The 12937-nt window shown below is 68.8% G+C and carries 14 protein-coding genes; 11 read left to right on the top strand and 3 right to left on the bottom strand.

The genetic code is table 11. The features are described from left to right. Positions 1–134: 134 nt before the first annotated feature. The 10 genes from hisB to AC1DW4_RS01340 all read left to right on the top strand — a co-directional run bounded on the left by hisB (position 135) and on the right by AC1DW4_RS01340 (position 9871). On the top strand, positions 135–1565 hold the full coding sequence (gene hisB / locus AC1DW4_RS01385; RefSeq protein WP_477015446.1) for an imidazoleglycerol-phosphate dehydratase HisB: 1431 nt from the start codon (positions 135–137) through the stop codon (positions 1563–1565). Beyond that, entirely contained in the window at positions 1562–2164 is a 603-nt protein-coding gene (hisH, locus tag AC1DW4_RS01380; protein WP_477015445.1) for an imidazole glycerol phosphate synthase subunit HisH, read from the top strand. Before hisB ends, hisH begins: the two co-directional genes overlap by 4 nt. Then, positions 2161–2895 (top strand): 1-(5-phosphoribosyl)-5-[(5-phosphoribosylamino)methylideneamino]imidazole-4-carboxamide isomerase, encoded by a 735-nt coding sequence (locus AC1DW4_RS01375; protein WP_477015444.1) that lies wholly within the window; start codon positions 2161–2163, stop codon positions 2893–2895. Before hisH ends, AC1DW4_RS01375 begins: the two co-directional genes overlap by 4 nt. After that, positions 2892–3659, top strand: a complete 768-nt coding sequence (gene hisF / locus AC1DW4_RS01370; protein WP_477015443.1) for an imidazole glycerol phosphate synthase subunit HisF — start codon at positions 2892–2894, stop codon at positions 3657–3659. Before AC1DW4_RS01375 ends, hisF begins: the two co-directional genes overlap by 4 nt. Positions 3660–3834: 175 nt before the next feature. Beyond that, positions 3835–4461, top strand: a complete 627-nt coding sequence (gene hisIE / locus AC1DW4_RS01365) for a bifunctional phosphoribosyl-AMP cyclohydrolase/phosphoribosyl-ATP diphosphatase HisIE (RefSeq protein WP_477015442.1) — start codon at positions 3835–3837, stop codon at positions 4459–4461. A 38-nt stretch (positions 4462–4499) separates the two neighbouring features. Beyond that, positions 4500–5954: a glucose-6-phosphate dehydrogenase gene (gene zwf / locus AC1DW4_RS01360; RefSeq protein ID WP_477015441.1), complete on the top strand. Its 1455-nt coding sequence runs from the start codon at positions 4500–4502 to the stop codon at positions 5952–5954. Continuing rightward, entirely contained in the window at positions 5947–6648 is a 702-nt protein-coding gene (pgl, locus tag AC1DW4_RS01355; protein WP_477015440.1) for a 6-phosphogluconolactonase, read from the top strand. Before zwf ends, pgl begins: the two co-directional genes overlap by 8 nt. Then, on the top strand, positions 6648–8522 hold the full coding sequence (gene edd / locus AC1DW4_RS01350; RefSeq protein ID WP_477015439.1) for a phosphogluconate dehydratase: 1875 nt from the start codon (positions 6648–6650) through the stop codon (positions 8520–8522). Before pgl ends, edd begins: the two co-directional genes overlap by 1 nt. Beyond that, a complete protein-coding gene (glk, locus tag AC1DW4_RS01345) occupies positions 8519–9490 on the top strand; it encodes a glucokinase (protein ID WP_477015438.1) in 972 nt (323 codons plus the stop codon). Before edd ends, glk begins: the two co-directional genes overlap by 4 nt. Before the next feature lie 90 nt (positions 9491–9580). Next, the gene (locus AC1DW4_RS01340) at positions 9581–9871 is read left to right on the top strand and encodes a hypothetical protein (RefSeq protein WP_477015437.1); all 291 of its coding nucleotides are present in this window, start codon (positions 9581–9583) and stop codon (positions 9869–9871) included. Between the two features lie 61 nt (positions 9872–9932). Here the strand turns inward: AC1DW4_RS01340 and AC1DW4_RS01335 are convergent, their stop codons facing one another. Together AC1DW4_RS01335 and AC1DW4_RS01330 are read right to left on the bottom strand one after the other, a co-directional pair. Beyond that, positions 9933–10604 (bottom strand): glutathione S-transferase family protein, encoded by a 672-nt coding sequence (locus AC1DW4_RS01335; protein ID WP_477015436.1) that lies wholly within the window; start codon positions 10602–10604, stop codon positions 9933–9935. A 5-nt stretch (positions 10605–10609) separates the two neighbouring features. Further along, positions 10610–11173, bottom strand: a complete 564-nt coding sequence (locus AC1DW4_RS01330; protein WP_477015435.1) for an ester cyclase — start codon at positions 11171–11173, stop codon at positions 10610–10612. 122 nt (positions 11174–11295) lie between these two features. Here AC1DW4_RS01330 and AC1DW4_RS01325 point away from each other — a divergent pair, with 122 nt between their 5' ends. Then, positions 11296–11871, top strand: a complete 576-nt coding sequence (locus AC1DW4_RS01325; RefSeq protein ID WP_477015434.1) for a TetR/AcrR family transcriptional regulator — start codon at positions 11296–11298, stop codon at positions 11869–11871. Positions 11872–11875: 4 nt separating this feature from the next. Here AC1DW4_RS01325 and AC1DW4_RS01320 read toward each other — a convergent pair whose 3' ends face one another. Beyond that, the gene (locus AC1DW4_RS01320) at positions 11876–12682 is read right to left on the bottom strand and encodes a DUF1295 domain-containing protein (protein WP_477015433.1); all 807 of its coding nucleotides are present in this window, start codon (positions 12680–12682) and stop codon (positions 11876–11878) included. Positions 12683–12937: the final 255 nt, after the last annotated feature.

Raw genomic sequence — 12937 nt, 5'->3', positions numbered from 1 at the left:
CGGGGGAGGTGGCGCGGCGCGGCTTCGCGCCGTGACGGAGGGGGCCTGCCCCAGATTCCGGCGTGCGCGGTTGGCCCCCTCCACCCCCGCGCAAGCGCGCGGCGGTCCCCCTCCCCCAATGGGGGAGGAATACAATGACTCTCCCCGCCCCCTATCCGCCGCTGGTCGCCGGTGGCGAAGGCCTCGACGCCTATCCCGGCGACACGACCGCCCTCGCCGCCCGCATGGCCCAGGTCTATGGCGTCGTCGGCCCCGACCAGGTCCTGCCCGTCCGCGGCCTGACCCACGGGCTGGAGCTGGTCTATCGCCTCGCCGCCCGCGACGGCCGGTCGGTCGAGGCTCCCGACGCCGAGCCCTATGCCGGTCTGGCCCGCATCTATCGCGCCTCTGACGGCGACCGCGCCGCCGTGGTCATCCGCGCTCTCGGTTCGCCCGAAGCCGTGGTCGAGATGGCCGAACGCGTCGCCCCCGCCCTTCTGGTCGTGGACGAGGGTCTGGTCGAGTTCGCTGATGGTGCCTCCGCCGCCACCCTGATCGATGACCACGCGAACCTGATCGTTCTGCGAAGCCTGTCCCTGGCCTATGGGCTGGCCGGGGCCCGCGTCGGCGCGGCCCTGGCCCAACCCCGGACACTGGCCCGCTTGTCCGAGGTGGTCGAGCCCTACGCCCTGCCCGAACCGCTGGTCCGGCTGGCCATGCAGGCGCTCGATCCCTCCCGCATGATCGAGACCGCCGAACGGATCGCCGCCGTCCGCCGCGAGCGCGACCGGCTGGTCCGCGAGATCGGCCGGGTCATGGTGGTGGAGACCGGCGTCGGCCCGATCCTGATGGCCCGCCCCTCGGACGTCCAGGCGACCCTGTCCGACCTTTCGAAATACGGCATCGCCGCCGACCGATCCGGCGACCGCGTCCGCCTGCCAGTCTCCATCAAGGCCGAGGTCAACGACCGGCTGTTGACCGCGCTGGGGCTGACCCCCGCCAAGTCGCGCCCCCACCGCGTCGGACAGGCTGTGCGCGACACCAAGGAGACCCGCATCGTCTGCGCCGTCGATCTGGACGCCACCGGCCCGATCCGTATCGAGACCGGCGTCGGCTTCTTCGATCACATGCTGGAACAGGTCGCGGCCCACGGCGGGTTCTCCCTGCGCCTGCAGTGCGAGGGCGACCTGCACACCGACCCGCACCACACCATCGAGGACAGCGCCATCGCCCTGGGTCAGGCCCTGAAGCAAGCGCTCGGCGAGCGGCGCGGCATCCAGCGCTATGGCTTCGTCCTGGCCATGGACGAGGCCCAGGCCAATGTCGCCATCGACCTTTCGGGCCGCCCCTATCCGGTGTTCGAGGGCACGTTCGCCACTCCCTTCATCGGCGAATACCGCACCGACCTGACCGCCCACGTCTTCCGCTCCCTGGCAGAGCACCTGGGGGCCGCGATCCAGATCTCGGTCAAGGGCGACGACGACCACCACAAGACCGAGGCCGTCTACAAGGGCTTCGGCCGCGCCCTGCGTCAGGCCATCCGCGTCGAGGGCGACGCCGTGCCCAGCACGAAGGGCGTGCTTTGACCCATACCGCCATCGTCCACCTGGGGGCCGGCAACACCGCCTCGGTCCAGTTCGCGCTGGAGCGGCTGGGTGCCGACGCCCGCATCACCTCGGACCCGGTCGAGATCGCCGAGGCCGAACGCCTGGTCTTGCCCGGCGTCGGTGCGGCCGGTTATGCCATGGAGCGGATGGCCGCTCTGGGCCTGACCGACGTCATCAAGGGCTTCGACCGCCCCCTGCTCGGCCTGTGCCTGGGCCAGCAGCTTCTGTTCGCCGAGAGCGAGGAGAACGGCGGGGCCACCATGCTGGGCTTCATCCCCGGCCGGGTCACCCGCATGCCGGTGCGCGACGACCTGCCCGTGCCGCACATGGGCTGGTCGCAGCTGCACAATCTGAAGGACGACCCGCTGCTGGCTGGCGTGGCCGAGGGCGACTACGCCTATTTCGTCCACTCCTATGTCTGTCCGGAGACGGACGCGACCATCTGCTGCGCCGACTATGGGGCCGAGGTCCCCGCCATGGTCCGTACCGGCAACCGCTGGGGCTGCCAGTTCCACCCCGAGCGGTCGGCCAAGGCCGGCGCGCGGATCCTGAAGAACTTCCTCGAGCTGCCCGCATGATCGTCTATCCCGCCATCGACCTGCGACACGGCGTCTGCGTGCGGCTGATGCATGGCCGGTTCGATCAGGTGACCGAATACGACACCGTCCCCGCCGCGCGCCTGACCGCCTTCGCCGCCGAGGGCGCGACCTGGGTCCACATCGTCGATCTGGACGGCGCCGAGGCCGGCCGCGCGGTCCAGCACGAACTGATCGGCGAACTGGCCGGAAGCCTGGCCGTCAACATCCAGTCGGGCGGCGGCGTGCGCACCCTGTCCGATGTGCGCAATCTGCTGAACGCGGGCGTCAGCCGCGTCGTCGTCGGCTCCCAGGCGGTGACCGAACCCGCCGTCGTCTCCGCCTGGCTGGCCAAGTTCGGCTACGACCGGCTGACGCTCGCCTTCGACGTCCGCGTCGGCGAGGGCGGCGTGCCCGTGCCTTCGCTGAAGGGCTGGACCGAGGCCGCCCCCATCGACCTGTGGACCGCGCTGGACCGTTATCCGCCGGGAACGCTGGAAAACGTGCTGATCACCGACGTGGGCCGCGACGGGGCGCTGACCGGCCCGAATCTGGACCTGCTGGCCGAGGTCATCCGTCGTCGTCCCGACCTGAAGGTTCAGGCCTCGGGCGGGGTCTCCTGCCTCGCCGACCTGACGGCGGCGAAAGCCATCGGCTGCGACGGGGCCATCGTCGGCCGCGCCATCTACGAGGGTCGCTTCACCGCCGCTGAGGCGATACAGGCCTGCGCATGACCGCGCGCCGTATCATCCCCTGCCTGGACGTGAAGGACGGCCGCGTCGTCAAGGGCGTGCGCTTCGAGGGCCACGTCGACATGGGCGATGCCTCCGAACTGGCCGCGCGATACCGCGACGAGGGCGCCGACGAACTGGTCTTCTACGACATCACCGCCTCGCCCGAGGGTCGGACGCTGGACTACGGATGGGTGCGAGACATCGCCCGCCTGCTGGACATCCCCTTCTGCGTCGCAGGCGGAATCCGCACGGTCGACCAGGCCGCCGCCTGCCTGGACAACGGCGCGGACAAGGTCTCGATCAACTCCCCGGCTCTCGAACGCCCCGAACTGATCACCGAGATGGCCGAGCGGCTGGGCAGCCAGTGCGTCGTCGTCGGCGTCGACAGTCGGCGCGAGGACGGCGACTATGTCGTGCACAAATACACCGGCGATCCCGACAGCCGCCGCCTAGCCGGGCGGCGCACCATGGACTGGGTGGTCGAGGCGCAAGAGCGCGGGGCGGGCGAGATCGTGCTGAACTGCATCGATCAGGACGGGGTGCGCCAGGGCTACGATACCGCCCAGCTTTCCGACGCCCGGTCGCGCCTGACCATCCCGCTGATCGCGTCTGGTGGCGCGGGGGCCAAGTCGCATTTCCTTGACGTCTTCGACCGGGCCAATGTGTCGGGAGCCCTGGCCGCCAGCGTCTTCCATTCCGGCCAGATCGCCGTGCCGGACCTGAAGGCCTTCCTCGCCGGCGCGGGCGTGGAGGTGAGGCAGTGAGTGTTCAGTGCCCTTCTCCCCTTGCGGGAGAAGGTGGCAGCCGAAGGCTGACGGATGAGGGGTACGAGGATGCAGACGCGATGATCGGGATGAACGCCAATCGGACAGACCTGGGGTCACCCCTCATCCGACCTCGCTCCGCTCGGCCACCTTCTCCCGCAAGGGGAGAAGGACAATGACATTCAACCCCACCACCCTCGACTTCGCAAAGGGCGACGGCCTGATCCCCGCCGTGGTGCAGGACGCCGACACCCTGCAGGTGCTGACGCTCGCCTACATGGACCGCGCCGCGCTGGACGAGACCATCGCGTCGGGAGAGGCCACCTTCTTCTCCCGCTCGCGCGGCGGGCGCTGGCGAAAGGGCGAGACATCCGGCAATCGGCTGCGCGTCGTCTCGATCACCCCCGACTGCGACGGCGACGCCCTGGTGCTGGCCGTCCGTCCGATGGGACCGGCCTGTCACCTGGGCACGACCAGCTGTTTCGGACCTGAGGACGCGCCGGGCCTGGGCCGTATCGCCCGTCTGGAGGCGACGATCGCCGAGCGCGCCGCGGCCGATCCCGAGACCAGCTGGACGGCCAAGCTCCTGGCCCAGGGGCCGAAACGCGTGGCCCAGAAGGTCGGCGAAGAGGGCGTGGAGACGGCCCTCGCCGGCGCCGCCGGTCCGAACGAGGAAGTCGCATCCGAGGCCGCGGATCTGATCTATCATCTGCTGGTTCTGTTACGGGCGCGTCAAATGTCGTTTCAGGACGTTCTGGACGTGTTGGCCTCACGCGCGCGACCGGCCACACACGCGGACTGACTGATCGAGGGCCTGCCCTCGCGATTTGAGGAATAGGCATGGCGGCTCTGGTCCTGTTCGGTGGTGGCGGCGATCTGGCGATGCGGATGCTGCTGCCCTCGCTCTACTTCCTCGAACACGACGGCCTGCTTCCCGAGGGCCTGAAGATCATCGGCGCGGCGCGATCCGAAGAAACGCGCGAGGAATACATCGCCAAGGTTCGCGCATCCGTCGAATCCAAGGCCGACGGCCACTGGTCGGACGCCGCTTGGTCGAAACTGGAAGCCCGGCTCGACTACCTCGCCGTCGACGCCACATCGGCCGAGAGCCTCAAACCCCTGCGCGACACGGTGGGCGACGGGTCCGTGACCTCGTTCCTGGCCGTTTCCCCGTCGCTGTATGCGAAGATCGTCACCGCCATGCGCGCCGCCGGCCTGGCCGAGCCCGAGGACCGCGTCGTGCTGGAAAAGCCGGTCGGCCGCGACCTGGAGAGCTTCCGCGCCATCGACGACGCCGTGGCCGACGCCTTCAGCGAGCAGCAGGTGTTCCGCATCGACCACTATCTGGGCAAGGAGACGGTCCAGAACCTGATCGCCCTGCGCTTCGGCAACGTCATCTTCGAACCGCTCTGGAACAACCTGTCGATCGACCACGTCCAGATCACGGTGGGGGAGACGGTCGGCGTGGGCGACCGCTGGCCCTATTACGACGAATACGGCGCGCTCAGGGACATGCTGCAGAACCACATGCTGCAGCTGCTGTGTCTGGTCGCCATGGAGCCGCCCAGCGATCTCGACCCGGACTCGGTGCGCAACGAGAAGGTCAAGGTGATCCGGTCCTTGCGCCCCATCACCGACGAGGACGCCGAGCGGGTCACCGTTCGCGGCCAGTATGTCTCCGGCACCGTCGAGGGCAAACGCGTCCCCGGCTATGACGAGGAACGCGGCTCCGACAGCGACACCGAAACCTTCGTCGCCATCCGCGCCGACATCGACAACTGGCGCTGGGCGGGCGTGCCCTTCTTCCTGCGCACCGGCAAGCGCCTGCCCGAGAAGCGCACCGAGATCGTCATCCAGTTCAAGCCGGTGCCGCATTCCATCTTCGGCCAGGACGCCCGCGACGAGGACGCCGCCAACCGCATGATCATCGAGCTGCAGCCCGAGGAAGACATCAGCCTGACGGTCATGAACAAGAAGCCGGGCCTCGATCAGCGCATGCAGCTACAGCCGATCCAGATGAGCCTGTCCTGGGGCGTGGGCGGCAAGGGCGACGCACCGCCCCGCCGCCGCATCGCCTACGAGCGGTTGCTGCTCGACGCGCTGAACGGCGATTCCACCCTGTTCGTCCGCCGCGACGAGGCGGAAAAGGCCTGGGAATGGGTCGACGGCGTGTCCCAGGCCTGGGTCGACGGCAAGGTGAAGCCTCAGCCCTACCGCGCCGGCACCTGGGGCCCCGACGCCGCCGACATGCTGATGGCGCGCACGGGCCGCGACTGGAATACACAGGATGTTTGAGACCTTCCCCTCCCTCGACGCCTGGGCCGCCACCATCGCGGGCCGGCTGGAGGAAACCCTCGCCGCCGCCGTCCTCACCGAGGGCCGCGCCCTGTTCGCCGGTCCTGGCGGATCGACGCCCTCTCCGGTCTACGCCCGTCTGGCCCAGGCCGACATCGGCTGGTCGAACATCGCCGTCACCCTGGTGGATGAACGCTATGTGCCCGAGACCAGCCCGGACTCGAACGCCCGCCTGATCCGCGACGTCCTCCTGCAAGGCCCCGCCGCCGCCGCGACCTTCATCCCGCTGTACCATGCCGAGGTCACCGTCGATCGCGCGGCCGCCAAGGCCGCGCATGCCCTGGCCGAAGCGGGTGGCCGGTTCGATGCCGTCCTGCTTGGCATGGGCGAGGATGGCCACATCTGCTCGATGTTCCCCAATTCACCGACCCTGAAGACCCTGCTGTCCCCGACCCTGAAGCCGACGGTCCTCGGCGTCCCGCATGGCCGCGACGGTGCCGCGCCCAGCCTGGAGCGGCTCTCGATTAACCTGCCCTATCTGACGTCGGCCGGCCGCGTGATCCTGGGCCTGAAAGGCGCCGCCAAGCGTTCGGTGTTCGAGCGCGAGGCCGACGGCGACCCGGCCAGCCAGCCCATCGCGGCGATGATCGCGGCGAAGGTTCCCCTCGAAGTCGTCTGGACGGAAGCGAACTGATGGCCCTTCATCCGGTCGTGGCGGAAGTCACCCAACGCATCGTCGAACGCTCGAAAGACACGCGCGCCGACTATCTCCGCCGCATGGACGCTGCCCGCAATTCCGGCGTCGGCCGCGCCAAGCTCAGCTGTGCCAACTGGGCCCACGCCTTCGCGGGCCAGACCACCGCCGACAAGCTGACGGCCATGACCGGCAAGACACCCAACGTCGGCATCGTCACCGCCTACAACGATATGCTGTCGGCGCATCAGCCGTTCGAACGGTTCCCGGAGGTCATCCGCAAAGCCACCCGCGAGGTCGGCGCGACGGCCCAGGTCGCGGGCGGCACCCCCGCCATGTGCGACGGCGTCACGCAAGGTCGCCCCGGCATGGAGCTGTCGCTGTTCAGCCGCGACGTGATCGCCATGTCGGTCGGGGTCGCCCTGACCCACGACGCCTTCGACGCCGCCATGATGCTGGGGGTCTGCGACAAGATCGTGCCGGGCCTGTTCATGGGTGCCCTGGCCTTCGGCCACCTGCCCGTCGTCTTCGCCCCCGCCGGGCCCATGCCCTCGGGCATCCCCAACGCCGAAAAGGCCCGCGTCCGCGCCGAATACGCGCAAGGCAAGGTCGGCCGCGACGTGCTGCTGGCCTCCGAGATTGGCAGCTACCATTCGCCCGGCACCTGCACCTTCTACGGCACCGCCAACTCCAACCAGATGATGATGGAGCTGGGCGGTCTGCACATGCCCTCCACCGCCTTCGTCCACCCGGAGACCGGCCTGCGCGACGCCCTGACCGCCGCCGCCGCCAAGCGCGCGGTCGAACTGGCCCAGACCGGCGAGTGTCGCATGGCCGACGTCATCGACGAGAAGTCCATCGTCAACATGATCGTCGCCCTGCTGGCCACCGGCGGATCGACCAACCACGCCATCCATCTGGTCGCCATGGCGCGGGCGGCGGGCGTGCTGATCGACTGGACCGACATGGACCAGCTGTCGTCGGTCACGCCTCTGCTGTCGCGGGTCTATCCCAACGGCTCGGCCGATGTGAACGCCTTCCAGGCGGCGGGCGGCGTGGCCTTCGTGGCGCGCGAGCTGGCCCAGGCCGGACATATCCATTCCGACGTGACCACGATCATGGGTCGCGGCATCCATCACTATTTCCAGGAACCGGCGATGATCGACGGCGAGCTGGTCTGGAAGGACGGGGTCGCCGAAAGCCTGGATCGCGACATCCTGCGCCCCGCCTCCGATCCGTTCGACACCGAGGGCGGCCTGCGTCTGGTCAAGGGCAACCTCGGTCGCGCCGTCATCAAGATCTCGGCCGTGAAGCCCCAGCACCGCATCGTCGAAGGCCCCGCCCGCGTGTTCGACGCCCAGGAAGACGTGCTGGCGGCCTTCCAGGCGGGACAGCTCGACACCGGCGGCGTCATCGTCCTGCGCTTCCAGGGTCCCAAGGCCAACGGCATGCCCGAACTGCATTCCCTGTCGCCCCTGATGAGCGTGCTTCAGGATCGCGGCGTCCCCATCGCCCTGGTCACCGACGGCCGCATGTCGGGCGCCTCCGGCAAGACCCCCGCCGCCATCCACGTCACGCCCGAGGCGCTCGAGGGTGGCCCCCTGGCCTATGTGCAGGAGGGCGACCTCGTCCGCCTGGACGCCGAGGCCGGGGTGCTCACGACCACCGCCGACCTTGCGGGCCGCGACCGCGCCCGGCCCGCCTCGGTGCAGAGCTGGGGCTATGGCCGCGAGCTGTTCGGGGCCTTCCGCTCGGTCGTCTCCGCCGCCGAACAGGGGGCCTCGGTCTGTTTCGTCGCCGAGCCGACGAGCCAGCAACCCGAAATCCGCGACGTGGCCGATCCCAATGTGCAGAACCGGGCGATAGACGCATGACCGAGTCCAGAACCCTCCTCGTCGGCGACGTCGGCGGCACCAACGCCCGCTTCGCCATCGCGCGGATGATCGACGGCCAGATCGTGCTGGACCACCACGAGAGCTTCCCGGCCGAGCAGTATCCGACCTTTCTCGGCGGGGTGAAGGCCTTCATCGACGGCTGCGAGGTCAAGCCGACCGGCGGCGTCATCGCCGTGGCCGGCCCGGTCGAGGACGGAGCCATCGACCTGACCAACTCGCCCTGGGCTGTCTCCGAGACCGAACTTCAGACCTTGGGCCTGAACCCCGTGCGCCTCATCAACGATTTCGAGGCCCTGGCCTGGGGCGCGCCGGTGATCCCGGACGAGAACCTGGAAAAGCTGGGCGGACCCGAGGCGGGTGATCCCCATGCGACGATCGCCGTGCTGGGGCCCGGCACCGGGTTCGGCGTATCGGCTCTGGTGCGCGATGCGCACGGCGGAGAGATGGCCATGCCGTCCGAGGGCGGCCACGCCTGCTTTCCGCCCGGCGATACGGTGGAGGACGAGATCCTGCGCATCCTGCGCCGCCGCTACGACCGCGTCTCGATCGAGCGCCTGATCTGCGGCCCAGGCCTTCTGAACATGCACCGCGCCCTGGCCGAGATCGACGGCCGCGAGACCCATATCGAGGACCCGGCCGAGATCACGAAATCGGCCCTGGCCGATCCGGACAGCCCGTGCGGCGCGACGCTCGCCCGCTTCTGCGCGATTCTGGGGGCCGTCGCGGGTGACATCGCCCTGACCACGGGCGCGCGCGGCGGGGTCTATATCGCGGGCGGCATCGCGCCCCGCATCCTGCCCTTCCTGAAAGCCAGCCCCTTCCGCCAGCGTTTCGAGCGCAAGGGCCGGTTCAAGGCCTATATGGCCGACATCCCGACCTGGGTGATTACGCACAAGCACGCGGCCCTGCTGGGGGCCGCCCGCGTCGCGTTTGCCGAAGCCGGATAACGCGGGTCGGAATTTATCCTCACGCGCCCGTGAACCTTCCGTGAAGTGCGGCATTTTGTTGGCTTCACTATAGGAAGGGGACTTTCCCAAATGCGTAAACTGACCATCGCCGTTGCCGCCGCCGCCCTGGCCGCCTCGCTCGCCGCTTGCGGTGAATCCGCCGCCGACAAGCAAGCCGAAGTGCAAGCGGACGCCCTGGAGCAGCAAGCCGCCGCCGCCCCGACCGAAGCTCAGGAAACCGCCCTGAACGCCGAAGCCGACCGCGTCGAGCAGCAAGCCGGCAACGCCGACGGTGGCATGACCACCGCCAACACGCCGAACACCTCGCCGTCCGCCCAGGACGGTGCCATGGCCCCCGTCACCACGCCCCCGGCCAACTAAGCCTTATCCGGCTTGAAGACGATCGGCCCCCGTCGCGAAAGCGGCGGGGGCTTTTCGTTGCCTATTCCGGCGGCAGTCCGAAGTTCGGGATCGGCGCCTCGGTCGCCTTCAGGGACGGCCGCTCGACGGCGTGCGCGAACCACGCCGACAGCACCGGCCGTTCCGCCAGCAACGCCCGCCCCGCCTCGGCCAGCGACAGGTTCTGGATCATCGGGGCCAGGGCGGCATCGGCCAGGCCGAATCCGGCCCCGCCCATGAATGGCCCGCCCGACAGGCCCACCAGTTGTTCGACCACCGTCTCGATGGTCGTCAGCGGCTCGACCGTCGCCCCCACCGCCGCCGCCAGCCGGTCGGCGTTGACCCGCCCGCCATTGGCCAGGATGTAGGCCTGGTTGAAGAACACCCCCATCACCGCCGTCGGATAGAGGTAGTGCCCGGCCGCGGCGACGACCGCCGTCGACAGCGCGTCCCGATAGGCATCGCCGCTCTTCAGCGCCGGACCCTCGAAGGCCGCATCGACATAGTCCAGGATCGCCACGGTCTCGAACAACCGCCGCCCGTTATGTTCCAGCACCGGCACCCGTCCGAACGGGCTCAGCGCCCGCCCCTCCGCCGTCGCCAGATCGGGGGGCGTCAGAGGGACATGATCATGCGCCACGCCCTTCTCGTTCAGCGCGATTCGCACGGCCCGGACATAGGGACTGAACGCCCAGCTATAGGTCTTGACGCTCATGCCGCTCACCGGTCGTAGGGCTGTTGCGCGACGGCATAGAACGGCGCGGGCAGGCCCTGCACGCCCAGCTGGACGAACGCGCGCGGCCAGTCGAACTGGTCCCAATGCTCGTACAGCTGCCCGTCGCGGACGGTCCAGGTGTCGATCACGTCGAACTCCAGCTTTTGGCCGCTCGGCGCGACGCCCAGGAAACCCTCGCCCGTCAGGGTGCCGGTCCAGGTCCAGCGGGTCACCACCCGGTCCTCGGTCGCATAGACATCGCGCAGGATGAACCGCGCGTCCGGCATCGCCTGATAGATGACAGGGATGAAGTCGATCAGCCCCTGACGACCCTCGGGCACCAGCGGATTGTGCTGGATATAGTCGGTGGCCACGATCCGGTTCAGGATCTCGATCCGCTTCGCCTGCGACCGCTCGTTCAGCATCACCTCGGAGAAGCTGCGGCCCAGCCAGGTATTGTAGGCGACCGTGCCCGGCGCGGCGGGTGGATCGGTCATCTCCTGCGCCGTCGCATGGCTGGCGGCGAGGACGAGGGCCAGGGTCGCCCCGGTGAACAGATACTTCAGCATGGTGGTCAGTCCCGATGAAAACGCCGCGATCGGCCGCGACCCGATGCAATTGTTGATCGCTCGATCAATAACAAGAGGCGGCTGGGTCTTTTTTTGATCGGGCGATCCACTATCTTGTCCTCATGAGCCGTCCCCGCGCCTTCGACATCGACGCCGCCACCGAAAAGGCGATGCAGGTCTTCTGGAAATCCGGCTATGCGGCGGCCTCGATGGCCGATCTGTATGCCGCCACGGGCCTGAAGCCCGGCAGCGTCTATGCCGCGTTCGGCGACAAGGAGCGGCTGTTCCAGCGTGCGTTCCAGGCCTATGCCGCCCATTTCCGGGCGACCTTGCCGACCGGCCTGACGGGTCTGGCGGCCATCGAGGCCTGGCTGGACGTCCAGACCGATCTGTCGGTTGCGGACCCGGAGCGAAAGGGCTGCCTGATCGTCAACACCGTCGCCGAACGCCATGCCCATTCGGCCGAGACCCATGCGATGGCGCAGGCCCGCATGGACGAAATCCGCGCCTTCTTCCGCACGGCTCTCGATCAGGCGGCCGAAGCAGGCGAGCTGTCGTCGGGCGCGGACCTCGACCTCTGGGCCGACAGCCTGACAGGGGCGGTCGTCAGCCTGATGACCCTCGGCCGCGCCGGTGCCGAGGAGCGCTCCATCCGCAACGTGGCGAAGGCGGCGCTGGCGGGCCTGCCGCGCGCCTGACCCTTCAGTCCTTCTTCGGCGGCATCGGGATGAAGGCGCTGGTCCGGCGGACGTAGTCCGCATACTGCGGCTTGGTCTTCGCCGTCGACTTCTCGGTGATGCCGATACCCGACCACTTCGTCAGGGTGAAGGTCAGGAAGACGGGGCCGAAGATCGAGGCGATCCCGACCCAGCCGGTCGCCGCCGCGATCAGCCACAGCCCCCACCACACGCAGGCGTCACCGAAATAGTTGGGGTGGCGGGTGTAGCGCCACAGGCCGGTGTCCAGCACCTTGCCCTTGTTGTCCGGATCCTTCTTGAAGGCGGACAACTGAGCGTCGCCGATGCTCTCGAAGGCGATGCCGATCACGACGATCACAGCCCCCACCCACCCGATCCAGCCGATCGGCGGCGTCGGCGACACCTGTCCCAACTGTACCGGCAAGGACGTCAGCCACGCCAGAACCCCCTGCGGCAAAAACACGAACAACAGCGCGGTCTTGCCAAAGCTCCAGCCGTGCTCGCGCTCCTGGGTCTCGACGATGTCGGTATAGCGGCCGTCCGCCCCGTGCGCCCGCCAGCGGCGCAGCAGGTGCCACGCCAGCCGGATGGCCCAGACCGCGCACAGCCACAGCAGCAGCCCCTTGCGCACCGGATCGCCGTCCGTCCGGGGAAAGGTGATCAGCGCCAGGAACAGCATGCCCAGCGGCCAGACCCCGTCGATGAAGCTGACGTCCTTCAGCCTGAGAGCCAGGGTCCACAGCCCCAGCATCACGGCCACGATCAGCACCAGGTTCAGGCCCAGCAGGCCGGCGATTTCGATCAGCGTCATGTGACCTTAACGAGCCTATCGCCCGTTCGGACGCAAGCCCGCGAATGCCGCAGCGTTGCCTCTAGCCCTTCCCCCGCCCTTCGCGGGGGAAAGCGGCCCGTCGATCGCGCAGCGATCCAGGGCCGATAGGGGAAGTCTTGTCTTGCTTGAAAGCCCGCTGAACCTCCCCCATCCGTCCTGTTCTCGCTCCGCTCGAAGACGGACGGCTTTCCCCCATGAAGAATGGGGGAAGGGCTTCGTCGCCCCCTTCCCCTT

The organism is Brevundimonas sp. P2_A6, from assembly GCF_056404975.1.
Note: the sequence above shows the minus strand (reverse complement) of the source record. Positions and strands in the feature narration are given on the sequence as shown.

What these genes read in the sequence shown, in the direction of transcription:
- AC1DW4_RS01340 (WP_477015437.1), top strand. Translation starts at nt 9,581, where the DNA reads ATGCGTAAACTGACCATCGCCGTTGCCGCCGCCGCCCTGGCCGCCTCG.
- hisIE (WP_477015442.1), top strand. Translation starts at nt 3,835, where the DNA reads ATGACATTCAACCCCACCACCCTCGACTTCGCAAAGGGCGACGGCCTG.
- AC1DW4_RS01335 (WP_477015436.1), bottom strand. Translation starts at nt 10,604, where the DNA reads ATGAGCGTCAAGACCTATAGCTGGGCGTTCAGTCCCTATGTCCGGGCC.
- pgl (WP_477015440.1), top strand. Translation starts at nt 5,947, where the DNA reads ATGTTTGAGACCTTCCCCTCCCTCGACGCCTGGGCCGCCACCATCGCG.
- zwf (WP_477015441.1), top strand. Translation starts at nt 4,500, where the DNA reads ATGGCGGCTCTGGTCCTGTTCGGTGGTGGCGGCGATCTGGCGATGCGG.
- hisF (WP_477015443.1), top strand. Translation starts at nt 2,892, where the DNA reads ATGACCGCGCGCCGTATCATCCCCTGCCTGGACGTGAAGGACGGCCGC.
- edd (WP_477015439.1), top strand. Translation starts at nt 6,648, where the DNA reads ATGGCCCTTCATCCGGTCGTGGCGGAAGTCACCCAACGCATCGTCGAA.
- AC1DW4_RS01325 (WP_477015434.1), top strand. Translation starts at nt 11,296, where the DNA reads ATGAGCCGTCCCCGCGCCTTCGACATCGACGCCGCCACCGAAAAGGCG.
- AC1DW4_RS01330 (WP_477015435.1), bottom strand. Translation starts at nt 11,173, where the DNA reads ATGCTGAAGTATCTGTTCACCGGGGCGACCCTGGCCCTCGTCCTCGCC.
- AC1DW4_RS01320 (WP_477015433.1), bottom strand. Translation starts at nt 12,682, where the DNA reads ATGACGCTGATCGAAATCGCCGGCCTGCTGGGCCTGAACCTGGTGCTG.
- AC1DW4_RS01375 (WP_477015444.1), top strand. Translation starts at nt 2,161, where the DNA reads ATGATCGTCTATCCCGCCATCGACCTGCGACACGGCGTCTGCGTGCGG.
- glk (WP_477015438.1), top strand. Translation starts at nt 8,519, where the DNA reads ATGACCGAGTCCAGAACCCTCCTCGTCGGCGACGTCGGCGGCACCAAC.
- hisB (WP_477015446.1), top strand. Translation starts at nt 135, where the DNA reads ATGACTCTCCCCGCCCCCTATCCGCCGCTGGTCGCCGGTGGCGAAGGC.